The sequence below is a fragment of the Sphingomonas sp. PP-F2F-A104-K0414 genome (assembly GCF_004340945.1).
Taxonomy (GTDB): domain Bacteria; phylum Pseudomonadota; class Alphaproteobacteria; order Sphingomonadales; family Sphingomonadaceae; genus Sphingomonas.
In genome coordinates, this window is the sequence record NZ_SLYD01000002.1 from 529,840 (window position 1) to 555,254 (window position 25,415).

Consider the following 25,415-nt stretch of genomic DNA (forward strand, 5'->3'; position numbering starts at 1 on the left):
AGCGCCTACAGCGCGCGGGGCTCGCCCGCCACCCATAGATGCGTGCAGACTTGTGCTTCGGGGGTGTCGCCGGCGTCCAGAGCGGCGACGGTGACCCAGCCTTGCGCGCGCATTGCGGCGCCTTCGCCGGCTGTCGTGCCGAACGGGAGGAAGAGGCGGCGGCGATCGACGGTAACGACGCGTTCGACGAGCGCATCGGCGAACAACGAGAAGCCCGTCGCAGCTTCCTCCGCGCCGTTCTCGTGGACGATGGTGTAGGTGCCACCGCGGCCGACTTCGCGTGCGCTACCGTCGGCGAAGAGCGAGAAGCCGAGCCAGGTCTGGTATTCGAAGCCGTGCCGCTCGGTTGGGTCGAGCGTCAGCGCGACGCGGCCGTCGAGTGCTTCGGCGATGCGCGCGAGGCCGTCGAGGCGAGAGGCGAGCGCGCCGGTCGTGTCGAAGGCGCGGAGGCGGTCCATCGCCTGGTCGAACGGGCCCGCGGCTTCGATCAGCGGGAGGTAGGTGGGCGCGAGTGCGGCCACGGCGCCCGCGTCCTTTGCGTCTAGGCGGTCGCGCAAGGTTGCGACGAGGTCATCCGCGACCGGCAATGGTCCAGCGGCCAGCGTCGGCACCAGATCGGGCAGCGTAAAGTCGATCGATGCGCCGGTAACATCGGCGGCGGCAATCATTTCGACTGCAACCGCGACCAGTTCCTGCGCCGCGGCAACCGAGTCGAGCCCGATGAGTTCGCACCCGATCTGCCGCGTCTCCCGCGCTGGCGCGAGTTGCGACGCGCGCAGTTTCAGCACGGAGCCGGCATAGCTCAGGCGAACCGGCCGCGGGTGGTGGCCCATCCGCGTCGCGGCGATCCGCGCGACCTGTGCGGTGATGTCGGGGCGGATCGCGAGCGTCCGCTGCGACACCGGATCGACGAAGCGCACCGCATCGTGGAGGCCGCCGGCTTTGAGTCGCATCTCAAGCCCATCGGCGAATTCGGCGAGCGGCGGATCGACGCGCTCGTAGCCGTGGAGTCGCGCAGCTTCGAGCACGCGGGCTTCCAGCGCCGCCGCCGAATCGGCGAACGGGGGGAGGCGATCTCGGAAGCCTTCGGGGAGGAGTGCGGTCATCGTGTCAGATCCACGCGTGTGACAAGTGCATCGCCCAACACCTGCAAAACGCCTTCGAGATTGGTCATCACATCGGTATTGGCGAAACGGATCACCCGATATCCCTGCTCTTCCAGCCACGCCGTCCTGCGGGCGTCGCGTGCTTGATCGGTGTGCGTATCGCCGTCAAGCTCGACAACAAGCATGTGCGAACGCGCGACGAAATCCGCGATAAATGGGCCGATCACGACCTGGCGGATGAACTTCACGCCTTGGAAGCGCTTGGCTCGAACTTCGTACCAGAACCGCATTTCCGGTCCGGTCTGCCCGGACCGCATCGCCTTCGCCCGGCGCAGCATGCTGTCATCGGTTTTGGGCACGACTCCCTCTCCCCTTTGGGGAGAGGGCCGGGGAGAGGGGCGCCCCAAACGCCATCTCTTGGTACTGCCCCTCTCCCCTACCCTCTCCCCGAGGGGAGAGGGAGTCTTGTTAGAAGTTCAGGCCCATTGCGGTCTTTACGCCTGGCAGCGCGCGGACCTTGGTGAGCAGGTCGGGCGTCACCGCTTCGTCAACCGACAGCAACAACACAGCCTCGCCGCCCGCCGACCGACGCCCGAGGTGGAACGTCCCGATATTCACGCCAGCCTCGCCCAGCGCCGTCCCGAGACGACCGATGAACCCAGGCGCATCCTCGTTGACGACGTACAGCATCGGCCCCGCCAGATCGGCCTCAATCTTGATCCCGAGCAGCTCGACCAGACGCGGCGCCGAATCGCCGAACAGCGTGCCCGCCACCGAACGCTCGCCATCCTCGGTCTTCACCGCGACGCGCAGCAGCGTGTGGTAATCCGCCTCGCGCTCAGTACGCACTTCGCGAACCTCAAGACCACGCTCGCGTGCCAGCACCGGCGCATTGACCATGTTGACGGTCGCGGTCTGCGTCTGGAGATAGCCGGCGAGCACCGCGCTCACGATCGGCTTGGCGTTCAGATCCGCCGCCGCGCCCTCGGTATGCACCGAAATCCGCGACACCGCGCCGGTGGTGAGTTGCCCGACCAGCGACCCCAGCTTCTCCGCCAGCGCCATGTACGGCTTCAGCTTTGGGGCTTCCTCCGCCGACAGCGACGGCATGTTGAGCGCGTTGGTGACGCCGCCCGACATCAGGAAATCGGCCATCTGCTCGGCGACCTGGATCGCGACGTTGACCTGCGCCTCGGTGGTCGACGCGCCGAGATGCGGCGTGCTGACGAAGTTCGGCGTGTTGAACAACGGCGACGCCTTGGCAGGCTCCTCGACGAACACGTCGAGCGCTGCGCCGCCGACCTGCCCCGAATCAAGCGCCGCCTTCAGCGCGACCTCGTCGATCAGCCCGCCGCGCGCGCAGTTGATGATGCGGACACCCTTCTTGGTCTTGGCGAGCGCCTCGGCCGAGAGGATGTTGCGCGTCTGGTCGGTCAGCGGCGTGTGCAGCGTGATGAAGTCGGCGCGCGCCAGCAGTTCGTCGAGCGTGACCTTCTCGACGCCGATCTCGATCGCGCGCTCGGGCGTCAGGAACGGATCGAACGCGACGACCTTCATCTTGAGGCCGCGCGCACGGTCGGCGACGATCGAGCCGATATTGCCCGCACCGATCAGCCCGAGCGTCTTCGACGTCAGCTCGACGCCCATGAAGCGGTTCTTCTCCCACTTGCCGGCCTGCGTGGAAGCGTCGGCCTCGGGCAGCTGGCGGGCGAGCGCGAACATCAGCGCGATCGCGTGCTCGGCGGTGGTGATCGAGTTGCCGAACGGCGTATTCATCACGACCACGCCCTTCGCCGACGCGGCGGGGATGTCGACATTGTCGACGCCGATCCCGGCGCGGCCGACGACCTTCAGGTTGGTCGCGTGCTCGAGGATTTCCTTGGTGACCTTGGTCGAGCTGCGGATCGCGAGGCCGTCATACTCGCCGATGATCGCGATCAGCTCGGCGGGCGTCTTGCCGGTGATCTCGTCGACCTCGACGCCGCGCTCGCGGAAGATCTGCGCCGCACGGGGATCCATTTTGTCGGAAATGAGGACTTTTGGCATGGGATTGCTCCTGGGAATTCGGTGAATTGGGGTGTCGCCTTCCGTTCCGATCCTGCCCCCCGTCATCCCGGGCGGAAGCCGGGACCCACGGTTGCGGTCCGCATCATGAGCGGGCGCTCCGTGTCCATGGGTCCCGGCGTGCGCCGGGATGACGGAGTAGGGGTGGTAGTTGGAAGGAGGGCGTAAAAGACGCGGTAGCTAGCTAGGCGGCCTTGGCGGTCGCGTAGGCCCAGTCGAGCCAGGGGCCGAGCGCCTCGATATCGGCGGTGTCGACGGTCGCGCCGCACCAGATACGAAGCCCCGGAGGCGCATCGCGATAGCCCGCCACGTCATACGCCGCGCCAGCCTTTTCTAGCGCCGAAGCCATCGCCTTGATCAACGCCTCGTCGGCACCCTCGACCGTCAGGCACACGCTGGTCTTCGACCGCGTCGCCGGATCGACCGCGAGATGGCCGAGCCAATCGCGCTCCGCGACGATCTTGTCCAACGCCGCCGCATTCGCATCCGAGCGCTTGATCAGCCCGTCTTCGCCGAGCGACTTCGCCCATTCGAGACTAAAGATCGCATCTTCGACGGCCAGCATCGACGGCGTGTTGATCGTCTCGCCCTTGAACACACCCTCGGTCAGCTTGCCCTTAGAGACGAGACGAAACACCTTCGGCAACGGCCATGCCGGCGTGTAGCTCTCAAGCCGCTCGACCGCGCGAGGCCCGAGGATCAGCACGCCGTGCGCGCCCTCGCCGCCGAGCACCTTCTGCCACGAGAAGGTGGCGACATCGATCTTGGTCCAGTCGATGTCGTACGCGAACACGCCGGAGGTCGCATCGGCGAACGACAGACCCTCGCGGTCGTCGGGGATCCAGTCGGCATTCGGCACGCGCACGCCGCTCGTGGTGCCGTTCCAGGTGAACAGCACGTCGTTCGACCAGTCGACCGCGTTCAGATCGGGGATCTGGCCGTAGTCGGCGCGCACGACGGTGGGATCGATCTTGAGCTGCTTCACGGCATCCGTGACCCAGCCCTCGCCGAAGCTTTCCCAAGCGAGCGCGGTGACGGGCTTGGCGCCCAGCATCGTCCACATCGCCATCTCGTACGCGCCGGTGTCGGAGCCGGGGACGATGCCGATGCGGTGCGTATCGGGGAGCTTGAGCAGCTCGCGCATCAGGTCGATGCTGTACTGGAGGCGGGTCTTGCCGATCTTCGAGCGATGCGAGCGACCGAGCGATGCGGTGGCGAGCTTGTCCGCGGACCAACCCGGAGGTTTCGCGCAGGGACCGGAGCTGAAAAAGGGACGTGCCGGCTTCGTAGCGGGCAGTGCAGGCGCATTTGTAGCGGGTGCGTAGGTCGTATCAGTCATGTATCTCTCCTCACAGAGAGCACGCGCGGCGTTGGGACCGCGTGGCCCGTCGCCGGCCCTAACGGCGTTCGCGGGGGTGTCAACTCTTCTCCCTGCCGTTCGCCCTGAGCGAAGTCGAAGGGTCCCGTGCCTGCGGCGAGATGCTTCGACTTCGCTCAGCACGAACGGAGATAGGGTGACAATGATGGCCAAGGCGAGGATTATACGCCCATGTATCGCGTATTTTATTCCCTTATCGTCACCCTTCTGCTTGCCGCCTGCGGACGCGCCGATCGTCCCACTGCCCCTACTCAAACCCGCCCCAACCTCTCCGTCCCGAGCAATCGGGAAACAGCGCAGTGCCTCGCCGACCTTCGCCAGCTCCACGTTTCGTTCCAGGTCCTGCCCGACCGCGAGACCGGCCCCGGTTGCGGGCTCGCCGGCACCGTGAAGCTCGTCGATATCGGCGTCCCCGTCGCCAACCTCACCGCGGTGCGTTGCGGCGCGGCGCGCGCGTTCATCGGCTGGACGCGCAACGCGGTCGCGCCCGCCGCGTACCAGATGCTCGGCAGCGAACTCGCGCGGATCGACAGCATGGGGAGCTATTCGTGCCGCAACGTCGTCGGCTCTGCACGCAATGTGAGCAGGCGCTCCGGCCACGCGATCGCCAACGCGATCGATATCGGCGGGTTCGTGCTGAAGGACGGGCGGCGAATCACCGTGCTGAACGACTGGAACTCGCCCGACCCGCAGGTCCGGCAATTCCTCCAGATGATCCGCGCGTCGGCGTGCAAGCGGTTCGGGACGGTGCTCAGCCCCGACTACAACGCCGCACACCGCAACCACCTCCATCTCGAAGACGATCGCGCGGGTTTCTGCCGCTGATGTTCTCCTGCGAAAGCAGGAGCCTAGGGTTACGAACGCGGTACTCCGCGACCCTGGATTCCTGCGTTCGCAGGAAAACGGCAGTCTAGCCCTCCCTGCCCCTTTCCTCTAATCGCGCCTGAATGACAGATACACGAGTACCGACGCGCGTTTTTCCGAACGCCAGCCAGGATGCCGAGTCCGCCCGCGACTCCGTTTCCACCCCGCAGACACAGCACCCGCATTACCGGCTCGCCTTCCAGGACATGGATTTCCTGTTGCGCGAAGACCTGCGGCCGGTGCGGTTCCAGCTCGAACTGCTGAAAACCGAACTCGTCCTCGACGAGGCGAAGATCGGCTCGACGTTCGTGTTCTACGGCTCTGCGCGCATCCCCGAGCCTTCGAAGGCGCAGGCGCTGCTGGCGCTTGCGACCGACGAGAAGTCGAAGAAGATCGCCGAGCGGCTGGTCGAGAAGTCGAAATATTACGACGTCGCGCGAGAGCTGGCCGCCAAGGTCAGCGTGCTGCCGCGCGACGAGCGTGGCTGGCGGCAGTTCGTGGTGTGTTCGGGCGGTGGTCCATCGATCATGGAGGCCGCCAACCGCGGCGCTGATGACGTCGGCGCCGAGTCGATCGGGCTCAACATCGTCCTGCCGCACGAGCAGGCGCCGAATCCGTATGTGACGCCGTCGTTGTCGGTGCAGTTCCACTATTTCGCGCTGCGGAAGATGCACTTCCTGCTGCATGCGCGGGCGCTCGCGGCGTTTCCGGGTGGATTCGGGACGTTCGACGAGCTGTTCGAGCTGCTGACGCTGATCCAGACGGGGAAGATCCAGCCGATCCCGGTGCTGCTGTTCGGACGCGAATTCTGGGAGCGGGTCGTGAACTTCGACGCGCTGGTCGAGGAAGGCGTCGTCAGCGAGAAGGACCTGGGGATCTTCCGCTATGTCGAGACCGCGGACGAGGCCTGGGACGCTGTGCATTCGTTCTATCGCGAGCGGGCGGAGAAGGATGCAGCGGAGGGGTAAGCTCCCTCCGCAGACGCCCACCAAACCCGTCCGCCAACTGATTCGTCACCCCAGCGAAAGCTGGGGTCTCCCGGTTTCAGGCGAACCGATCGAGAACCAACTGGGATACCCCAGCTTTCGCTGGGGTGACGGATTGAGGCTTGCGAGCGGGTAAGTTGTTCCACGCCGAGTGCTGCTGGGCGGCCCCTCACCCCGCCCCTCTCCCCCCAGGGGAGGGGGAGAAGCGATTACTTCTCCGAGCGGGCGCCCTTGCGCGCTGCTTCGGGATCGACCGATGGCGCGCCAGACGCTGGCGTACCAGTGTTGGCAATGTCGGCGGTCGGCGCACCTTCCGTCGCCGCAGCCTCGGCCGCATTCGCCGTCGCCGGCTGATCCTTTGCCGCCGCATCCTTGGCCGCCGGCGCAGCGCCAGCCGCAGGCGCCGCGGGGAGCGGCAGGTTCGAGCCCTGCTGGTTGAGATACAGGATCACGTTCGCGCGATCCTGCGCGTTGCCTAAGCCAGCGAAGGTCATCTTCGTGCCATTCGCGAACTTGCGCGGTGAGGTCAGCCAGGCGTTGAGCTTGTCGAAGTCCCACTTGCCGCCGACGCCCGCCAGTGCCGCGGAGAAGGCGTACCCGCCCTTGCCCTTGGCGATTTCCTCGCCGACCGTGCCGTACAGGTTCGGGCCGACGCCGTTCGCGCCGCCCTGGTTGATCGTGTGGCAGGCGGCGCACTTCTTGAACACTTCCGCACCCTTGGCGGCATCGGCGGTCGGCAGCAGCGACGCGATCGGCACTTCGGCGGCGGCACCTTCGCCGCCCTCGGCGACGACGCCCTCGATCGCATAGCCCATCTTCTCGGGGCGCTCGCCGTGGAACATCATCCCGCCGACGATCGACAGCCCGAGCGCCGCACCACAGCCTGCGAGCACCCAGCCGGCGATCGTATTGGTCCGATTGTCCATCTTGTGCATCCGCCCTGTTCTGTTTGGGATAGCCATAGAAAACGCTGGCGCGCACCGCAAGCCGCGCTTGTCTGGCGGGCGGCAGCTCTCTACTCGGCCTGCGCATGGAAAACTTCGCCGCCCCCGCCCGTCCGATCGTCGCGCGGATGACCGAGGCCGCTGCGGCAGACCCCACGCGCGCGGTCGCGTTCCAGGGTGCGCCGGGCGCCAACAGCCATGTCGCGGCGGTCGAGGCGTTCCCCGACGGCCTCCCCCTGCCCTGTTTCGATTTCTCCGACGCGATCGATGCGGTGAAGGACGGCCGCGCCGACTGCGCGATCATCCCGATCGAGAATTCCCTCCACGGCCGCGTCGCCGACATCCATTTCCTGCTCCCCGAATCGGGGCTGGTGATCACCGGCGAGCATTTCCTGCCGATCCGCCATGCGTTGATGGGCGCCGGCCCGCGAGACGGCATCCGCCAGGCGATGAGCCATCCGCAGGCGCTCGGCCAGTGCCGGCATTGGCTGAAAGCGCACGGGATCGAGCCGGTGAGCTATCCCGACACCGCGGGCGCCGCGGCAAAGGTTGCCGAACTCGCCGATCCTGCGATCGCGGCACTCGCGCCACCTGCCGCTGCCGGGCTGTACGGGCTGGACCTGCTCGCGACCGACATCGCCGACGCGGATCACAACACGACGCGGTTCGTGGTTCTCGCACGGGGCGGCAAGCCGCCGGCGGCGCAGGAGCCGGTCGGGGCTGAGTGGATGACGACGCTGATCTTTGAGGTGAAGAACGTTCCCGCCGCGCTCTACAAGGCGGTCGGCGGGTTCGCGACCAACGGGGTGAACATCACCAAGCTGGAGAGCTACCAGCGCAACGGCAGCTTCTCCGCGACCGAGTTCTATGCGGATGTGGTTGGGAAGCCCGGCGACGCAAACCTCGATCATGCATTGGAGGAACTCGGGTTCCACTCGAAATGGCTCCGCGTGTTGGGGACGTACCGCCAGGCGCGATCGCGGGGGTGACGTGATCCTGCCCTGCAAGGGGAGGATCGAAGCAGGGTCAGTTCGCCGCGGGCAGCCTGAGCCGTACGAGCAACCCGCCAAGGTCTTCGCTCTCTTCGAGCGCGACGGTCCCCTCGTAGATCTCCGCCACATCGCGCACGATCGCGAGCCCTAGCCCGGTCCCAGGCTTGCCCGTATCCAGTCGCACCCCGCGATCGAAGATACGCACGCGCTCCTCTTCGGGAATCCCGACACCGTCGTCCTCGACCAGGAACTCGACGAAGCCCGACTGCGCGCCGACCGTCACGAACACGCTGCCGCCGCCGTATTTCGCCGCGTTCTCGATCAGATTGCCGAGCATCTCGTCGAGATCCTGCCGCTCGACATGGACCTGAAGCCCGCGCGGCCCCGTCACGTCGATCCGAACATGCCGATACAGCCGCCCAACCGCGCGCTCGACCGATTCGAGGCTCGGCCACACGTCCGCGCGGCTATGTGCCGACCCGCGCCGCCCGACAGCCCGCGCGCGCGCGAGGTGGTGATCGACCTGCCGCCGCATCGTCCGCGCCTCGCGGATCACCGTGTCGGCGAGATCGTCCGACTGCGCGGTGGCAGCGTTCATGATCACCGTCAGCGGCGTCTTCAGCGCATGCGCGAGGTTGCCGGCGTGACGGCGCGCTTCCTCCGCCTGGCGCTCGTTATGCTCGATCAGCGCGTTGAGTTCCTCGACCATCGGCGCAACCTCGACCGGCATCGCGCTCGACACCCGGTTCGACTGGCCGGCGCGCATCCGCGCGATCTCCTCGCGCACCCGTCGCAGCGGCCACAGCCCATAGAAGGTCTGCAGCGCCGCCATAACGATCAGCCCGAGCGCGAGCAGCGCGAAGCTGCGGACGAGCGTTCGACGCAACGTCGTGATCTGCGCATCGAGCCCGTCGCGGCTCTGCGCGACCTGGAACCGCCAATGCACCTTGGAGCCGGGGATCACCGCATCGCGCTCGACGATCCGCAGCTTCTCGTCGGGAAACTGCGCGCTATCGTAGAAATGCGCGGTGCGGTCGTCATGCGTGCTGCCGAACGCCAATTTCCGATCCCACAGCGAGCGTGACAGCAGGTCGTCCTGCCCCTTGGCCGACACCTGATAATACAGCCCGGAATACGGCTCGAGGAATCGCTGGTCGGCGACGGCCTCGCGGGTGAAAATCACCTCGCCCTCAGGACCGATTTCGGACGAGTTCAGTAGCGAGCGGAGGACGTATTCGAGCTGGTCGTCGAAATTGCGCGTCACCGCCGCCGACAGCACGCGGTCGAGCGCGAACCCGCCGCCGCTGAGCAGCACGCCGATCCACACCGCCGCAATCAGGATCATCCGCCGCGACAGCGATCCCTTCACCGCCGCCGGCACGCGGAGCGGCGTGTCGGCGGTTGGGGGGGCAGGTATCGACGCGCTGTCCATAACCGGACCGATCAGGCGTCCGGATCTTCGAGGCTGTAGCCAAGGCCGCGGATCGTCGTGATCACGTCCTGGCCGAGCTTCTTGCGAATCCGCGTGACGAACACCTCGATCGTGTTCGAATCGCGATCGAAATCCTGGTCGTAGATATGCTCGATCAGCTCGGTACGGCTGACGACCTTGCCCTTGTGATGGAGCAAATAACTCAGCAGCTTGTACTCCTGCGCGGTCAGCTTCACCGGCTCGCCAGCGCGCGTGACCTTGCCGCTGCGCGTGTCGAGGCGGATATCGCCCGCGGTCAGCTCCGACGAGGCGTTGCCGCTCGCGCGACGGATCAGCGCCCGCAGACGCGCAATCAGCTCCTCGCTCTGGAACGGTTTCGCCACATAGTCGTCGGCGCCCGCATCGAGCCCGGCGACCTTGTCGGACCAGCTGTCGCGTGCAGTCAGGACTAGCACGGGCATCGTCTTGCCCTCTTTCCGCCAGCGGTCGAGCACGGTCAGCCCGTCAATCTCGGGCAGGCCGAGATCGAGCACGACCGCGTCGTAATTCTCGGTCGAACCGAGGAAATGCCCCTCCTCGCCATCGACCGCGAGATCGATCGCATAGCCGGCGCCCTCAAGGGTATTCTTCAATTGCTGGCCGAGATTCGGCTCGTCCTCGACGATCAGAACGCGCATGATTATCCTCTCGATTGGGGTTTTCAGCGACCCGTGCGGCCGACGATCTGGCCGGTGCGGCCATCGACGTCGACCCAGATGACGGTTCCATCGCGCAGGAATTTCAGCGTGTAAATGGCGCTGCCCGAATCATAGTCCGAGCCGAGATACTGCGCGCCCTTCATCGTCGGGATCACGCGCGACTCGATCTCGCGCAAAGACGGCGCTCCGGTCCTGCGCGCCTCCAACGCCGACATCTGGTCGCTGCGACGTTGCGGGGGCTCGCCCACCAACAGGGGTGCCGCACCCATCAGCAAAGGCGCCGCGGCCAAGGTCGCAAGGAAAAGCAACATCTTCATCGCCGTGGCATAGGGCCTGCGCATTGAACAGCCTGTGAATGAGGCGGCGCATGGTCCTGACGCCGGTTACCACGACGGTGTAACTTGCCTGCATCACTTGGCGCCCCTACGTGGCGCGAACATGGCAGCACCAATCTTAGCATTCGAAGGCCTCGGACTCGTCCAGGGCTCGGGATGGCTCTTTCGCAACCTCGACATCCACATCGGCCCGCGCGACCGGCTCGCGCTGATCGGCCGCAACGGCGCCGGAAAGACGACCTTGCTCAAACTGCTCGGCGGCAGCGTCATCGCCGACGAAGGCCGCCGAGTGATCGTCCCCGGCACCCGCGTCGTGATCCTCGAGCAGGAGCCCGACCTGCGCGGCTTCGCGACGTTGCGCGATTACGTGATGGCGGGCGACGACGCGCCGGTGAATTACGAAGCGGATTCGATCGCGGATCAGCTCGGCATCGACCTCTCGCGCGAGGCGGCGTCGGCGTCGGGTGGCGAGCGGCGCCGCGCGGCGATCGTCCGCGCGTTGTCGCAGGACCCCGACGTGCTGCTGCTCGACGAGCCGACCAACCATCTCGACATCGGCGCGATCGAGTGGATCGAGGAGTGGCTCAAGCGCTTCCGCGGCGCGTTCGTCGTCATCAGCCATGACCGAACCTTCCTGACGCGACTCACCAAGCAGACCTTGTGGCTCGATCGCGGCGCGATCCGCCGCGCGGAGGTCGGTTTCGGCGGGTTCGAGGCGTGGACCGAGCAGGTGTATGCCGAGGAACAGCGCCAGGCCGAGAAGCTCGATGCACGCCTGAAGCTGGAGGAGCATTGGCTGCTGCGCGGCGTCACCGGCCGTCGCAAGCGCAACCAGGGCCGCCTGACCAAGCTGCACGAGATGCGCGCCGAACGCGCGTCGATGATCGGACCGCAGGGGTCTGCGAACCTGACGACCAGCAGCGACGACTCCAAGACGAAGGTTGTGATCGACGCGAAGAACGTCACCAAGGCCTACGGCGACCGCACGATCATCGGCGACCTGACGCTACGTGTGACGCGAGGCGACAGGATCGGCATCGTCGGCCGCAACGGTGCGGGCAAGTCGACGCTGTTGAAGCTGCTCACCGGCGAGATCCAGCCCGACAGCGGCTCGATCAAGCTCGCCCAGACCCTGGACGCGGTCGTGATCGACCAGCAGCGCAGCCTGATGGCGCCCGAGAAGACGGTCCGCGAAGTCGTCGTCGACGGCGGCGAATGGATCGACGTGCTCGGCGTGCGGAAACACATCCACGGCTATCTGAAGGACTTCCTGTTCGATCCGAACATGGTCGACGCGAAGATCGGCTCGCTGTCGGGTGGCGAGCGCTCGCGGCTGTTGCTGGCGCGCGAATTCGCCAAGCCGTCGAACCTGCTCGTCCTCGACGAGCCGACCAACGATCTCGATCTCGAGACGCTCGACCTGTTGCAGGAGGTGATCGGCGATTACGACGGCACCGTGCTGATCGTCAGCCATGATCGCGACTTCCTCGACCGGACCGTGACGATCACGCTCGGGCTCGATGGCTCGGGGACGGTCGATGTCGTCGCGGGCGGGTATGAGGACTGGGAGAAGCGTCGCGCGTCGACGACCACCGGCAAGCGCGCGTCGAAAAAGGTCGCCGCCACTGCACCGCCGGCCGCCGCGCCCCGCGCGAAACTGACGTACAAGGATCAGCGCGACTACGAATTGCTGCCCAAACGAATCGAGGAACTCGACGCGCAGATGGCGGCCGATGCGGCTAAACTCGCCAAGCCCGACCTGTACATGCGCGACAATGCGACGTTCGCGAGACTGACCAAGGCGATCGAAACCGCGCGGGCCGAGAAGGAATCGGCCGAGCTACGCTGGCTCGAGCTTGCAGAAATGGTTGAAGGCACGTCTTAAACTAGATTTAGCTGGACTTTTACGCCTCTGATAAATAGTGGAACCAGCTTGCAATTGCTGCGTTGCGGCAGTTCGGTTCGTTTATTGTGGAGATGTTTATGAAGCTCAAGGCCCTTACCGGCAGCGCACTTGCTGTCGCAATGATGACCACCTCGGTTGCAGCGTCGGCTGCTCCTGCATCGACGGTCCGCGCCGGTTCGGTTTCGGCTGACAAGAGCGACCTCGCTGGCGGCGGCGGCATCTTCGCGATCCTGATCGCAGCTGGCGTTGCAGCCATCGGCGTGATTGCTATCGTCAAGGACGATAACAACGACGATTCGGACAGCAACTAAGCGTTTCGGGCCGACGCCAAACGCGTCGGCCCACTCGTTTCGCGGCTAGAGTGACCTACCGGCCCGACCCGCGAGATCGACGATGAACTGCCACGCTACGCGGCCCGAACGGCTCCCGCGGCGTGTTGCCCACGAAATCGCATCGCTGGTTTCGAATTTCAGATCGTTTGCTCTGGCATAGGCCGCAACGATCGCAAGATACCCATCCTGATCCAATGCGTGAAAGCCCAGGCTGAGACCGAAACGGTCCGCCAAGGCCATATGATCGTCCGCCGAGTCGCGCGGATTGATCGCGCTTTCCTGTTCGGCGATATCACGTGGCGCGAGATGCCGACGGTTTGCGGTGACGACCAAGCGAACATTGGCGGGCCTCGGCTCTGCCCCGCCCTCCAGGATCGATCGCAGCGCGCGCGCATCGGCCGGCACATCGAACCCCAGATCGTCGATGAACACCGCAAAGGCCCGATCGACCCGCGCCAACGCATCGAACAATGCCGGTAGCCCGCTCAGATCCGACACCTCGACGAGCGCGAGATCACCAGGCGATGTTGCATCCCGTGCTTCCCCCTGCACCGCTCCGACCGCGCTCTTCACCAGCGCCGACTTGCCCGTGCCGCGGGCACCCCACAGCAACACGTCCTGCGCAGCATAGCCAGTCGCCAGATGACGCAGATTCGCGATCAGCGCGGCCTTCTGACGATCGACGCCGATCAGCATGTCGAGCGCAAGCGGCGCGAAGCGGCGGACCGGAATCAGTGATCCGCTACGCCAGACATAGGCGGGATGAATATGGGGATCGGCCGGCGGCGGCGGCGGCGGCGAAAGCCGCTCCAGCGCGGCGGCGATGCGGTCCAGTGGGTCGGTCATAGCCCGCTCTTGGCGGCTTGCAGCCGGTTGAACAAGCATCCAACGAGACAGCCTTCAGATGGCAAGACACCGGCTGAACGGGCCTTCAACCGAGTTGGCGGAGATGTCCTGCGATCGCGCCATCGTCCGGTGCGAGCCGGGTCGCCTTGACCAGCAACTGCCGAGCGCCCGCGGTATCGCCGTTCGCCGCCAGCGCGATACCATAGGCATCGGCGGCAGCGGCATTCATCGGCATCAAGGCATAGGCCGCGCGGCCGTAGCGGACCGCGATCGCACCATCGTCGCTTCCCGCATAAGCCAGCGCAAGATCGACAAGCACGCCGCCATCGCGGTTGCCGACACGGCGGCGGAGGCCTTCCAACGTCTCGATCGCCCGCCCCCAATCGCCCGACGCAACCTGCCAATGGCCTAGCAGCCGCTGTCCGGCCACGCTCTGAGGGTTCTGCGACAAATACAAATCGAGTGATGCCGCGGCATCCTCACCGCGACCAGCGCGGCCCAGGGCATCGACCAGCCTGAGCATCGTCGGCTCGTCGAACGCGAGGTCCGCCGCACGCGCATAGGTGCCGGCGGCCTCGCCAAAACGACCCGCCGCAACCAGCGAGTCGCCGAGCGCCAGTTGTGCGGCCGGTGCCCCCGGCCCCGCCGCTACCAGCGTACCCGCACGCGCGATCGCGCCTGCGGTATCGCCATTGGCGAGTTGGCCGCGGATCACGCCAAGAACATAGGTCGGGTCGTCGATCGCGGTATCGGCCCCGGCCATCAATGCGCCAAGCGAATCGTCGGTCGCAAACGCAGCGGCAGGTGCGGCGGGGCCGGTCGCGGCGCGGTCGAGAAATTGTGCGGCCATAACCCGGTCGCCGGTGGCTTCGCAGGCGCGCGCGATCAACATGAGCGTGTAGCTGTCGGCGTCGCGGCGCAATCCGATCGGTCGCAGCACGTCGAGCGCGCCACGCGGATCGCCGGAACGCAGCAGAGCTGCCCCCAGCAAGCGTCGGGCGACGATGTTGAGCGGCTGTTCGGTCATCAGCTGGCGCCAGGTGGTCGCGGCCTGTTCGAACTTGCCCTGCGCATGATCGAGGTTCGCCGAAAGCAGCAACGCGCCCGGCAGGCCACTAATCGCTCCCCCCGTGCGGCGAAGCAGCGCACGGGCCAGGTCGATTCGCCCTGCCCGCGCGGCGAGCACCGCCTGGAGATACAGCGCCTGAGGGCTACCCGGTCGGGCCTGCAATGCGCGCCGCGTCGCGACCAGCATGTCGGCGTTGCGTCCGACGTCGCCCAACGTCGCGGCATATTCGATCAGCGCCGGATGGTAATAGGCATCGCGCTTGAGCGCTGCTTCGAACCACGGCAACGCCGCCACCAACCCGTAGCGGTCACGGATCACCTCGCCCTGCAGCGTCAGTGCGGAGGGCTCGCGCGGCGCCAGCGCCACCGCGCGTGCCGCAGCGACCGATGCATCGCCGATATCGCCGGCAGTCAGCCGGATACGGCCGAGATCGGTCCATGCCGCTGCGTCATCCGGCGCGCCGTCGAGCAGCGTCTGCAGGATCGTGCGTGCGTCGGCCAGCTTGCCCTGCGACGCAAGCGCGCGCGCCTGGATACGCTGGGCATAGGCGGCGTAGCGAGGTTGCGCCGCTGCGGCTTCGTCGATCGCTCCTTCCGGGTCGCCCTGCAACAGGCGTGCATGCGCCAGAAGCTGATGCAGCCGATCCGCGGACAGCCCTGCATCGACCGCTCGTGCCAGCTCGGCTTCGGCTGCAAGCCCGTCGCCGAGTTCGAGATAGGCGCGCGCCAGCACGGCATGAGCGATTCCCAGCGTCGGCATCGCGGCGACGGCCGCTTGCGCATTGGTCCGCGCCGCGCTGTAATTTCCGGCCTCCAACGTCGTCAGGCTATCGGCAAGCGACCGGCGCGCATCGGGCCGCGGCGAGCGCATCGCCAATCCGACACCGACCGCCACCACCAGCAGACACAACACGCAGATCGCGAGCAGCCGCGGACGATTGCCGGACAGCACGGCTGACAGCGCGATCGGCATCCTGAACCGCCGCCGCCGGCGCCGCCGCAGCATCGGATAGGTCGCCTCAGGCATGGAGGTCGTAGCTTTTCAGCAGATCGTACAACGTCGGTCGGCTGATCCCGAGCAACCGCGCTGCGCCCGCGATATTGCCATCCGAACGCGCGAGCGCCTGGCGGATCGCCTTGCGATCGGCGAGCTCGCGCGCGGCGCGCAGATTGAGCATGGACGCGTCCTCCGCCTTGCCGTCGAGATCGAGGTCGGTTGCGGTGATCAGCTTGCCGTCCGCCATGATGACCGCGCGCTTGATCCGGTTCTCCAGTTCGCGGACGTTGCCCGGCCACCCCCAGCCATCGATCGCAGCACGCGCGTCGGGAGCAAGGCCGGTGACGACGGGGTTCATCGACGTGGCGTAGCGCGTGACGAAGTGGCGCGCGAGCAATACCGCGTCGCCAGTCCGATCGGCCAGCGCCGGGATCCGCACGACGATCTCCGCGAGGCGGTAATACAAATCCTCGCGGAACCGCCCGTCGGCGACCATCGCGTCGACATTCTGGTGTGTCGCGCAGACGATCCGGGTGTCCACCGGGATCGCCTTGCGCCCGCCGACACGTTCGATCACGCGCTCCTGAAGGAACCGCAACAGCTTCACCTGAAGCGCGAGCGGCACGTCGCCGATCTCGTCGAGGAACAGCGTGCCACCGGCTGCCTGTTCGATCTTGCCTTCGGTCGTCTTCACGGCGCCGGTGAACGCGCCTTTTTCGTGACCGAACAACTCGCTTTCGAGCAACGTCTCGGGAATCGCCGCGCAGTTGATCGCGACGAAATTGCCGCGCGATCGCGGCGAGGCATCGTGGAGCCCGCGCGCGAGCAGCTCCTTGCCGGTACCACTCGCACCGAGCAGCATCACCGAGACGTTGGCGGGTGCGACTCGCTCCAGCGTGCGCGTGACCGCCGCCATCTCGGGCGACGCGCTGATAAGGCCACCGAACCCGCCCGCGTCGATCCGCGCGGCGAGGCGTCGGTTTTCGGCCTCCAGCGCATGGACGTGAAACGCGCGACTGACGATCATGCCCAGCGCGTCGATATCGATCGGCTTGGCGTAGAAATCCCAGGCTCCGTCGGCAATCGCCTGCAACGCGCTTTCACGCGCGCCGTGGCCAGAGGCGACGATCACCTTGGTATCGGGCTTGATGGCGAGGATGTCGCGTAGCGTGGCGAACCCTTCGGTGACGCCGTCCGGGTCGGGCGGTAAGCCCAGGTCGAGTGTAACGACGGCGGGCTCATGCGCGCGGATCGCATCCAGCGCCTGTGTCCGATCGCTGGCAACGACGATCTCATACCCTTCATACGCCCAGCGAAGCTGACGCTGAAGCCCAACATCGTCCTCAACGATCAGCAGGACCCGCCGCGGTCCCTCGCTCGTGCCGCCGCTCATGCCGCCGCCTCCAGCGACGCGACCGCAGGAAGCAGGACGCGGAACCGAGTCCCCTCACCTTCGCGACTGGTGACGTCGAGCGCGCCGCCCATCGCATGCACCAGCTGGCGTGCCTCGAACGCACCGATACCGAATCCTGTCGGTTTCGAGGAGACGAACGGGCGGAACAGCTGGTCGCGTACAAAGCCTGGCGCCATTCCGCTGCCATGATCGATCACGTCCACCGCGACCCGGTCGCCGACCGTCTCGACGGACAGCAGGATGGGCGCATCGGCATCGCTCGCCTCGATCGCATTCTGGACGAGATGACCCAGTACCTGTTCGAGACGCGCGGCGTGACCGAGCACGAAAACCGACGCGGCGCGCGCGGCGATCGGGTGCTGGCCACGTCGGCTGGCTGCGACGCGCTCGACGATCGCCGCGACGTCGAGCGGCTGAAGCGGCTCCCCGCGGACCGGGCCATGCTGCGAGAGGCGAGCGAGCAACACGTTCATGCGGTCTGAAGAGTCCTTGAGGGTGGCAACCATGTCGACGCGAAACTCGGGATTGTCGGCATGGCGCTCGGCATTGCGCGCGACCAGCGTCAGCTGGCTGACGAGGTTCTTGATGTCGTGCAGGATAAACGCGAAGCGCCGGTTGAACTCGTCGAACCGCGCCGCATCGGCGAGTGCAGCATGCGCCCGGCCCTCGGCGAGATAGCTTGCCGCCTGCCGCCCGGCGACCCGGAGCAGGTCGAAATCTTCCCAGTCGAGCGCCCGGTCGACGGGTGGTCGCGCGAGCACGATCGCCCCCACCAGCGCGCCGCCATGGATCAGCGGGACGATCGCCCACGCATCCAGGCAATCCTGAAGCCAGCCGGGAACGCTGGCCATGTCCTCGGCCGGCGCGGTGCCTGCGCGGACACGATCCAGTTCGATGATCCGGGCGTCCCTGGCGAGGAACCGGGCCAGCGTGTCATCCTGCGGACCGGTGGCGGCACAGTCCCAGTTCCACATGGCTTCCGGCCCTAGCGATACGCCGTCTGCCACCAGCAACAGGCCACCCGGCGAGTCGGTCAGGTCGGCGATCGACTTCACGACACGCGCGTGCAGCGTATCGGCACCGGCCGCCGGCTTGCCCAGCGTGTCGGTAAAGCGTTGCCATTCCGCGCGGTAGTCATAGCGATGACGAAAGAGATGCTTGGCGACCTTCACCTTGGTCCAGGCTCGCAGCCACGGGGTCGAGAGCATCGCCAACGCACCGGCGGTCGCACCGAAGACGATCGCGGTCTGGGCGACGCGGACATAGGAACCGGCATAGCTGGCGGCGATGCTGGTCGCGAGTGCGGTCAGGCCGGCGTACAGGATCAACGCCACCGTCGACAACGCACGCACCGTGATCGGCCGCGACAAGGCGAGCGTCCAGTCGCCGCTGCGGTGTACGCCGACCACCAGCAACGCCGCGACGCCGGTCATGACGATACCGCGCACGACGATCGCTGCGGGCATCCACCGCATGTCGAAATACACGCCCGCAGACACGAGCAGGTCGACGCCCCACATCGCTGCGAGCGCGAGCACGACAAGACGAATGCCGCCCCGCGACGGAGGTGCCGCCTGGTACAGATGGTGGACCAGCACCAGACCGCTGACCGCGCTCATCATTCGAAACACGACACGGGCCGACTCGACCGCCGTCAGCGCCTCGGCGTCCAGCCCCATCCGCACGGCAACCGCGAGCATCGCCGCGGTTCCGGCAAGTGCCATCACCACGAAATACACCGCGCCGAGCGCATAATTGCCGGCGCGATCGCGCCGGACGAGCGCGAGCATGAAGCCGAGCCATGCGATGTCGCGCGCGCTTGCGACGATCCGTGTCGCGACATCGCGTGTGTCGATCCCGGCGACCGCAAGCGCCCAAAGGCTTGTCGTCGCGAGCGCAACGACGAACGCGGCATGCGGCCATTGACCGCTCGGTTGCCGGACCTGGGTCAGCGCCAGCGCACCGAACAGCAGAGCGGCCAGCGCGTAACTCCACAGGATTAACGTGGTGATCATGCCTGGGACATCACGACGCTCATCGTGCCCCCGCCGGCCACAGCACGACGCGCAGCGTCTGCAACAGGATCAGCAGGTCGAGAAACGGCGAGTAATTCTTGGCGTAATAGAGGTCGTATTCGAGCTTGTGCCGGGCGTCTTCGATCGATGCGCCATAGGGATAGTTGATCTGTGCCCAGCCGGTAATGCCGGGCTTCACCATGTGCCGCTCGGCATAATAGGGTAGCTGCTCCTCGAGCTGCTCGACGAACTGGGGCCGTTCGGGGCGCGGGCCGACAAAGCTCATCTCGCCCTTCAGCACGGTCCAGGTCTGCGGCAGTTCGTCGATCCGGACCTTTCGGATGAAGCGACCGATCCGCGTGATCCGGGGATCGTCCTCCGCCGCCCACACTGCCTTGCCCGACACCTCGGCATCCTGCCGCATCGATCGCAGCTTCAGGATATCGAACCCCTCGCTGTAGAGGCCGACGCGACGCTGACGGTAGAAGGCCGGCCCTTTCGACTCGAGCTTGATCGCGACCGCAGTGACCAGGATGATCGGCAAGGTGATCGCCAGCAGCAGCCCGCCGGCGATGATGTCGAACGCCCGCTTGAAGACGCTCGACAGCATCCGGCTCGAGGCAAACCCGTCGGAGAAGATCAACCAGGACGGGTTCACGCTCTTGAGGTCGATCCGCCCCGTCTCGCGTTCGAGGAAGCTCGATATCTCGCTGACCTGCACGCCCGTGGTACGGACGCGGAGCAAATCCTTCATAGGCAGCGCATTGCGGCGTTCGTCGAGTGCGAGCACGACCTCACTCGCATTCTGATCGACGATATAAGCCGCCAGATTGGGAATATCGCCACGCGGCAGCGCTCCCTGGACGACCGGCTCGGTCTCTCCCATCAAGACGAACTTGGCGACGATGAAGTTTACCCCGGGCTGTCCCGACAGGCTCAGGATCTGGGCGGCACGCACCCCCGCGCCCAACACGACGATGCGCCGCTTGAACGTTTCGCCACCCAGCGTCTTGCCGAGCAGCGCGCGAACCGTGACGAGCAACACCGTCGCGATGACGGTCGAATAGAGAAGATTGGAGCGCCACAGCGCAAGCGGCGGTACCAGGAAGAAGATCAACGACAAGAACATCACGCCGATCGACAGCGCCACCGCGAGCCGCGCGGCGGCAAAGCGCAGCGACAGGAACGACGCCACGCCGTACGCGCCGACTGCCACCAGCGACACCTGCAAGGCGAATGCAAAAGTAAGCAACTGCCCGATACGGGTCTGGATCGGCTCGACCTGCATACCGATCTGGTGCGCGCGGACGACCCAGCCGATCTCCGCGGACGTGATGAGCAGCACCAGATCGACCAGACCGAGCATCAGGACCACATGGGGTACATAGTGCTTGAAGAGCCGTATCATGGTCCGTTGTTCCCGACGCCTATCTGTAAAATCTGCCGACGCTGAACAAAGCTTGGCAGCAATTCCCAAAAAAAGGCTGAAGACCCTGCAACCGCTTGGGCCACTTGACGATTGCGAAGCTAACGCCGGCACTATAGCGCGACCGGCAGGAGGCTCCATGACCGTACGTACGATCGTTCCCGTGATACTTTCAGGCGGTTCCGGCACACGCCTGTGGCCGATGTCGCGCCCAGAGATGCCCAAGCAGATGCTGGCACTGACGGCAAACGAAACGATGCTGCAACTCACCGCGGGCCGCACCCAGGGCGAACGCTATGCGGCGCCGATCGTGGTGGCCAACGCGCGTCACGCCGATCTGGTCGAGCAACAGCTTGCCGATGCTGGCGCTATGCCACAGGCTCTCATTCTCGAACCCACCGGTCGCAACACCGCGCCGGCGATCGCCCTGGCAGCGATCGCAGCCGGCGGCGGCGGTAACGCGCTGCTCGTGATGCCATCCGACCACGTCATCAACGACGTCGCCGCATTCCACGCAGCGATCGAGGCGGCGATGCCGCTGGTGTCGCAGGGCTGGCTCGTCACGTTCGGTATCGCGCCGGACTCGCCAGAGATCGGCTATGGCTGGATTCAGATCGGCGACGAACTCCAGCCAGGCGTTCACCGCGTCGCGCGGTTCGTCGAAAAGCCGCCGCTCGACAAGGCCCAGTCGATGCTCGCCAGTGGCGATCATGCCTGGAACGGCGGCATGTTCCTGTTCCAGGCGGATGCCTATCTCGAAGCGCTCGCTCAATTCGATCCGGGTATCCTGATCGCCACTCGGGAAGCGATGGACAAGGCACGCACCGAAGGCACCCGGATCTATCCCGATGCGACGGCGTTCGCGGCGTCGCCTGACGATTCGATCGATTATGCCGTCATGGAGAAGGCCGAGCGCGTTGCCGTCGTACCGGTTGCGATGGGCTGGAACGACGTCGGCAGCTGGGACGCCCTGCACGCGATCAGCGACCTCGACGATGCCGGCAACGCGCATCGCAGCGAAGGCGGCGGCAATGTACTGGCGATCGATACCAAGCAGTGCTTCGTCCGGAGCGACGGGATCCGCGTGTCGCTCGTCGGGGTCGAAGATCTGATCGTCGTAGCAAGCGGCAACGACGTCCTGATCATGCCGCGCGGCCGCAGCCAGGAGGTCAAGAAGCTGATCGAGGCGATGAAGACGGACGCGGCGAAAACAGACGCGGCAAAGACAGGCGCGGCGCACTGAGCCAAGCTTTCCTCGGATCCTCAACAGGATCCGGGGCAGGCCGCCTGCCCGCCTCTACTCGGCTTTTCGGCGAACCTTGGGCACGCGCGACAAGCGGGTCAGCAGCGTTGGAATGTCATCGGTAATCATCGTGTCGGTCGGGGTCTGCCAAGACGAGCGCAGCGTTTCGCCGACATCCTGCAATCGGGCGCCGGCTGGACGTTTGGCTGTCTCGTTTCGCACTACAACCTCTATCACGCATACTAAACCCGACGGGTCCTTCGGGGGGGGGGGTAAGGACACCGCCGGGCTCGCAGGTCTAACCGACGATCGTTGGTCTGGTTCCGGGGCATGCGCCGTCCCGCGAAACGCGCGCCCGATTTTCCGCCCCCTCCGGCTCTGGCGGTCCGTGTGCCGATCGGCTTAGATGCGCGAAAGTTCACGGGAGAATTCGTCATGGATCGTCGCCAGTTCCTCGCATCGGGAGGCGTCGCCGCGCTTGCCACCACGCTGCTGCCGTCTTCGGCCCTCGCGCAGTCGGGCAGCGATACTGCGCTCAACGCGGACTTCGAACGGATTTTCCAGCGTAGCGTGGCGCGGTCGCCTGAACTCGCGACCTCGCTGGGTCTCGACAAGGGACCGTTCGCCGGACTCAAGAGCCAGCTTTCGCCGCGAACCCCCGATAAGCGCGCGCGTGATGTCGCCGAGACGAAGGCTGCGCTCGCCAGCCTCGCGCGCTATGACGGCGTCGGCCTGTCGCCAGCGGCCAAGCTGAACCTCGAAGTGGTGCGGTATTCGCTGAACACGCAGATCGCCGCGCCCGAGAAATTCGGCATGGACAGCCCGATCCGCCCCTACCGGATCTTCCAGCAGGGCGGCGCCTATTTCCAGGTGCCCGACTTTCTCAACACCGCGCACACGATTGCCGCGACGCCCGATGCCGAAGCGTATCTGTCACGGCTCGACCAGTTCGGCACGGTGCTCGACCAGGAAAGCGCGATGCAGCAGGCGGAGGCAGCGCGCGGGCTGCTCGCACCCGGTTGGTCGCTCGACCTGACGCTCGGCCAGATGCGGAAGTTGCGGGGCCAGCCCGCCGCAACGTCGAGCATCGTCCAGTCGCTGGTCAAGCGTGCCGCCGCCAAGGGTCTTACAGGCGACTGGCAAGCACGCGCCGCGAAGATCGTCGACGAGAAAGTCTATCCCGCGCTCGATCGCCAGATCGCGCTGATCGAGCGACTAAAGCCGGCGACCAAGCCAGGCGACGGAATCTGGCGCGTGCCGAACGGCGACGCGATCTACGCGATGGCGCTGAACCAGGCGACAACCACGACGATGAACCCCGACGAGGTCCACCGGATTGGCCTGGCACAGGTCGCCGAGATCACCGCCCAGCTCGACACGATCCTCAAGTCGCAGGGCTATGCGACGGGGACGGTCGGCGAGCGGCTCGCCAAGCTGAACGTGATGCCGGATCAGCTCTACGCGAACACGGCGGAGGGGCGGACCGAACTGATCGCCGGGCTGAACGACGGTATCAAGGCGATGTACGCCAAGCTGCCCCAAGCCTTTTCGGAGGTGCCAACGCAGCCGCTCGAAATCCGGAGCGTACCGGTCGAGATACAGGACGGTGCGGCGAACGGCTATTACAACCGCGCCTCGCTCGATGGCAGCCGTCCGGCGATCTACTTCGTCAATCTGAAGGACGTCGGCGACTGGCCGAAATATACGCTGCCGTCGCTCACCTATCACGAGGGCGTGCCGGGGCATCACCTCCAGATCAGCCTCGCGCAGGAGTCGAAGGACATTCCCACGCTGCGGAAAATCGGCTTCTTCTCGGCCTATTCGGAAGGCTGGGCGCTGTATGCCGAGCAGCTGGCCGATGAACTGGGAGCGTATGCATCGCCGTTGGAGCGCGCAGGGTATCTCCAGTCGTTCCTGTTCCGCGCGACGCGACTGGTGGTCGATACCGGCATTCACGCGAAGCAGTGGAGCCGCGAGAAGGCGACCGACTACATGGTCGCGACCACTGGGTTTGCGCGGCCAAGGACGCTGCGCGAGGTCGAGCGCTATTGCACGCAGGCCGGCCAGGCGTGCAGCTACAAGGTCGGCCACATGGCATGGACGCGCGCGCGGCTGAAGGCGAAGGCGGCACTGGGCGACCGGTTCGACCTGAAGCAGTTTCACGACATCCTGAAGGAAGGCGCCATGCCGCTGACGATCTTGGAACGCCGCGTCGACGAGCGGATCGCGGCGATACGCGGGCGGGCGTAAGTCGCCATGAAGGTGGCGATCATCGGGCTGGCCGCGATGCTGTCGGGGGCTGGCGCTCCCGGCAATGCCCCGCGGCCGTCAGCGTCGGATGCCATCCTGACGGCCGAACTGATCGACGCGCACGCCCCCTATCCACAGGCGCACGCGTCGACGATTGTGCAGCTCGCCGACGGCACCTTGATGGCGGCCTGGTTCGCCGGATCGGGCGAAGGCAATACCGACGTCCGCATCTGGACATCGCGTAGCAGCAGCCGCGGGGACGGCGGATGGAGTGCGCCCGAACCGGTGGCGGCGGGTATCGGCGCCGATGGTCGCCATCTTCCGACTTGGAACCCCGTCCTGTTCCAGCCTGCACCGGGCGACCTCCGCCTGTTCTACAAGGTCGGGCCGAACCCGCGTGATTGGTGGGGGATGATGATCCGCTCGACCGACGACGGCCGTAGCTGGAGCAAGCCGGAGCGCCTGCCCGACGGCGTCCTCGGCCCGATCAAGAACAAGCCGGTCGTGCTGCGCGACGGCAGTTGGCTTGCACCATCGAGCCGCGAAGAAGGCACCGCGGAGGCCAATCGCTGGTCGCTCCGCATGGAACGCAGCACCGATCGCGGTGCGCATTGGACGGTCGAGCCACCGATCCCCTCGCCGATGCATATCGAGGCGATCCAGCCCAGCGTACTGTCCTATCCCGATGGCCGGCTCGAACTGATCGCCCGCACGCGCCAGGGTGCGCTCGCCATGAGTTGGTCGAAGGATACCGGCCGGACCTGGTCGCCCCTCGCCGCGATCGACCTTCCCAATCCGAACGCCGGCACCGATGCGGTGACGTTGCGCGATGGGCGACAGCTGATCGTGTACAATCACAGCGGTCATTGGCCCGACCGCCCCGGCGACGGACCGCGCTGGCCGCTCAATCTCGCTCTGTCGGACGATGGCGTGCGCTGGCATCAGGTGCTGACGCTGGAAAACAAGCCGCTGCCCGACGGCTATGCCTATCCCGCGGTGATCCAGACTCGCGACGGGCTGGTCCGGATCACCTACACTTACGATCGCAAGCACATCAAATATGTCGTGGTCGACCCGCGCCGGCTCCGCTGATGGGGGGCGGCGTTTAACACCGCACCC

The 25,415-nt window shown here is 66.1% G+C and carries 21 protein-coding genes; 8 read left to right on the forward strand and 13 right to left on the reverse strand.

Features of this window, described 5'->3' with window-relative positions; all coding sequences use genetic code 11:
* Nucleotides 1-5: 5 nt before the first annotated feature.
* From C8J46_RS06575 to C8J46_RS06590, 4 genes are all read right to left on the reverse strand, one after another.
* Nucleotides 6-1,106 (reverse strand): ATP phosphoribosyltransferase regulatory subunit, encoded by a 1,101-nt coding sequence (locus C8J46_RS06575; RefSeq protein ID WP_132736463.1) that lies wholly within the window; start codon nucleotides 1,104-1,106, stop codon nucleotides 6-8.
* Complete coding sequence (locus tag C8J46_RS06580; protein ID WP_279388892.1) at nucleotides 1,103-1,465, reverse strand: endonuclease domain-containing protein; 363 nt, start codon at nucleotides 1,463-1,465, stop codon at nucleotides 1,103-1,105. Before C8J46_RS06580 ends, C8J46_RS06575 begins: the two co-directional genes overlap by 4 nt.
* A gap of 109 nt (nucleotides 1,466-1,574) precedes the next feature.
* Nucleotides 1,575-3,152 carry a phosphoglycerate dehydrogenase gene (gene serA / locus C8J46_RS06585; protein WP_056061130.1) on the reverse strand — a complete coding sequence of 526 codons (1,578 nt, stop codon included), beginning with the start codon at nucleotides 3,150-3,152 and terminating at the stop codon, nucleotides 1,575-1,577.
* A gap of 202 nt (nucleotides 3,153-3,354) precedes the next feature.
* Nucleotides 3,355-4,509, reverse strand: a complete 1,155-nt coding sequence (locus C8J46_RS06590; RefSeq protein ID WP_132736466.1) for a phosphoserine transaminase — start codon at nucleotides 4,507-4,509, stop codon at nucleotides 3,355-3,357.
* 210 nt (nucleotides 4,510-4,719) lie between these two features.
* Here C8J46_RS06590 and C8J46_RS06595 point away from each other — a divergent pair, with 210 nt between their 5' ends.
* A complete protein-coding gene (locus C8J46_RS06595) occupies nucleotides 4,720-5,373 on the forward strand; it encodes an extensin family protein (protein WP_132736469.1) in 654 nt (217 codons plus the stop codon).
* 122 nt (nucleotides 5,374-5,495) lie between these two features.
* Nucleotides 5,496-6,380, forward strand: a complete 885-nt coding sequence (locus C8J46_RS06600; RefSeq protein ID WP_132736472.1) for a TIGR00730 family Rossman fold protein — start codon at nucleotides 5,496-5,498, stop codon at nucleotides 6,378-6,380.
* A gap of 227 nt (nucleotides 6,381-6,607) precedes the next feature.
* On the opposite strand, the gene C8J46_RS06605 is transcribed toward C8J46_RS06600, so the two are convergent.
* Nucleotides 6,608-7,324: a cytochrome c family protein gene (locus C8J46_RS06605; RefSeq protein WP_132736475.1), complete on the reverse strand. Its 717-nt coding sequence runs from the start codon at nucleotides 7,322-7,324 to the stop codon at nucleotides 6,608-6,610.
* A 104-nt stretch (nucleotides 7,325-7,428) separates the two neighbouring features.
* Here C8J46_RS06605 and C8J46_RS06610 point away from each other — a divergent pair, with 104 nt between their 5' ends.
* A complete protein-coding gene (locus tag C8J46_RS06610) occupies nucleotides 7,429-8,331 on the forward strand; it encodes a prephenate dehydratase (RefSeq protein ID WP_132736478.1) in 903 nt (300 codons plus the stop codon).
* 37 nt (nucleotides 8,332-8,368) lie between these two features.
* On the opposite strand, the gene C8J46_RS06615 is transcribed toward C8J46_RS06610, so the two are convergent.
* The 3 genes from C8J46_RS06615 to C8J46_RS06625 all read right to left on the reverse strand — a co-directional run bounded on the left by C8J46_RS06615 (nucleotide 8,369) and on the right by C8J46_RS06625 (nucleotide 10,781).
* Nucleotides 8,369-9,679 (reverse strand): ATP-binding protein, encoded by a 1,311-nt coding sequence (locus C8J46_RS06615; RefSeq protein WP_132736936.1) that lies wholly within the window; start codon nucleotides 9,677-9,679, stop codon nucleotides 8,369-8,371.
* 98 nt (nucleotides 9,680-9,777) lie between these two features.
* Nucleotides 9,778-10,443, reverse strand: a complete 666-nt coding sequence (locus C8J46_RS06620; RefSeq protein ID WP_056061146.1) for a response regulator transcription factor — start codon at nucleotides 10,441-10,443, stop codon at nucleotides 9,778-9,780.
* A gap of 23 nt (nucleotides 10,444-10,466) precedes the next feature.
* On the reverse strand, nucleotides 10,467-10,781 hold the full coding sequence (locus C8J46_RS06625) for a hypothetical protein (protein WP_132736481.1): 315 nt from the start codon (nucleotides 10,779-10,781) through the stop codon (nucleotides 10,467-10,469).
* Between the two features lie 121 nt (nucleotides 10,782-10,902).
* Between C8J46_RS06625 and C8J46_RS06630 the strand changes: the two genes are divergently transcribed.
* Together C8J46_RS06630 and C8J46_RS06635 are read left to right on the forward strand one after the other, a co-directional pair.
* A complete protein-coding gene (locus tag C8J46_RS06630; RefSeq protein WP_132736484.1) occupies nucleotides 10,903-12,684 on the forward strand; it encodes an ATP-binding cassette domain-containing protein in 1,782 nt (593 codons plus the stop codon).
* A 62-nt stretch (nucleotides 12,685-12,746) separates the two neighbouring features.
* Nucleotides 12,747-13,016, forward strand: a complete 270-nt coding sequence (locus tag C8J46_RS06635) for a hypothetical protein (protein WP_243643246.1) — start codon at nucleotides 12,747-12,749, stop codon at nucleotides 13,014-13,016.
* A gap of 45 nt (nucleotides 13,017-13,061) precedes the next feature.
* Here the strand turns inward: C8J46_RS06635 and C8J46_RS06640 are convergent, their stop codons facing one another.
* The 5 genes from C8J46_RS06640 to C8J46_RS06660 form a co-directional block, all read right to left on the reverse strand.
* The gene (locus C8J46_RS06640; protein WP_132736489.1) at nucleotides 13,062-13,883 is read right to left on the reverse strand and encodes an ATP-binding protein; all 822 of its coding nucleotides are present in this window, start codon (nucleotides 13,881-13,883) and stop codon (nucleotides 13,062-13,064) included.
* Nucleotides 13,884-13,968: 85 nt separating this feature from the next.
* Nucleotides 13,969-15,978, reverse strand: a complete 2,010-nt coding sequence (locus C8J46_RS06645) for a tetratricopeptide repeat protein (protein WP_132736492.1) — start codon at nucleotides 15,976-15,978, stop codon at nucleotides 13,969-13,971.
* Nucleotides 15,971-17,341, reverse strand: a complete 1,371-nt coding sequence (prsR, locus tag C8J46_RS06650; protein ID WP_132736495.1) for a PEP-CTERM-box response regulator transcription factor — start codon at nucleotides 17,339-17,341, stop codon at nucleotides 15,971-15,973. The genes C8J46_RS06645 and prsR overlap by 8 nt, the downstream gene beginning before the upstream one ends.
* Nucleotides 17,338-19,377: an XrtA/PEP-CTERM system histidine kinase PrsK gene (gene prsK, locus C8J46_RS06655; protein WP_132736498.1), complete on the reverse strand. Its 2,040-nt coding sequence runs from the start codon at nucleotides 19,375-19,377 to the stop codon at nucleotides 17,338-17,340. Before prsK ends, prsR begins: the two co-directional genes overlap by 4 nt.
* Nucleotides 19,378-19,396: 19 nt before the next feature.
* Nucleotides 19,397-20,785, reverse strand: a complete 1,389-nt coding sequence (locus C8J46_RS06660) for a TIGR03013 family XrtA/PEP-CTERM system glycosyltransferase (protein ID WP_132736501.1) — start codon at nucleotides 20,783-20,785, stop codon at nucleotides 19,397-19,399.
* A 157-nt stretch (nucleotides 20,786-20,942) separates the two neighbouring features.
* On the opposite strand from C8J46_RS06660, the gene C8J46_RS06665 reads away from it, so the two are divergent.
* From C8J46_RS06665 to C8J46_RS06675, 3 genes are all read left to right on the forward strand, one after another.
* A complete protein-coding gene (locus C8J46_RS06665) occupies nucleotides 20,943-22,046 on the forward strand; it encodes a mannose-1-phosphate guanylyltransferase/mannose-6-phosphate isomerase (protein ID WP_132736504.1) in 1,104 nt (367 codons plus the stop codon).
* A gap of 435 nt (nucleotides 22,047-22,481) precedes the next feature.
* Nucleotides 22,482-24,296: a DUF885 family protein gene (locus tag C8J46_RS06670; RefSeq protein WP_132736507.1), complete on the forward strand. Its 1,815-nt coding sequence runs from the start codon at nucleotides 22,482-22,484 to the stop codon at nucleotides 24,294-24,296.
* A 6-nt stretch (nucleotides 24,297-24,302) separates the two neighbouring features.
* Nucleotides 24,303-25,388 carry a sialidase family protein gene (locus C8J46_RS06675; RefSeq protein ID WP_165886471.1) on the forward strand — a complete coding sequence of 362 codons (1,086 nt, stop codon included), beginning with the start codon at nucleotides 24,303-24,305 and terminating at the stop codon, nucleotides 25,386-25,388.
* Nucleotides 25,389-25,415 lie beyond the last annotated feature (27 nt).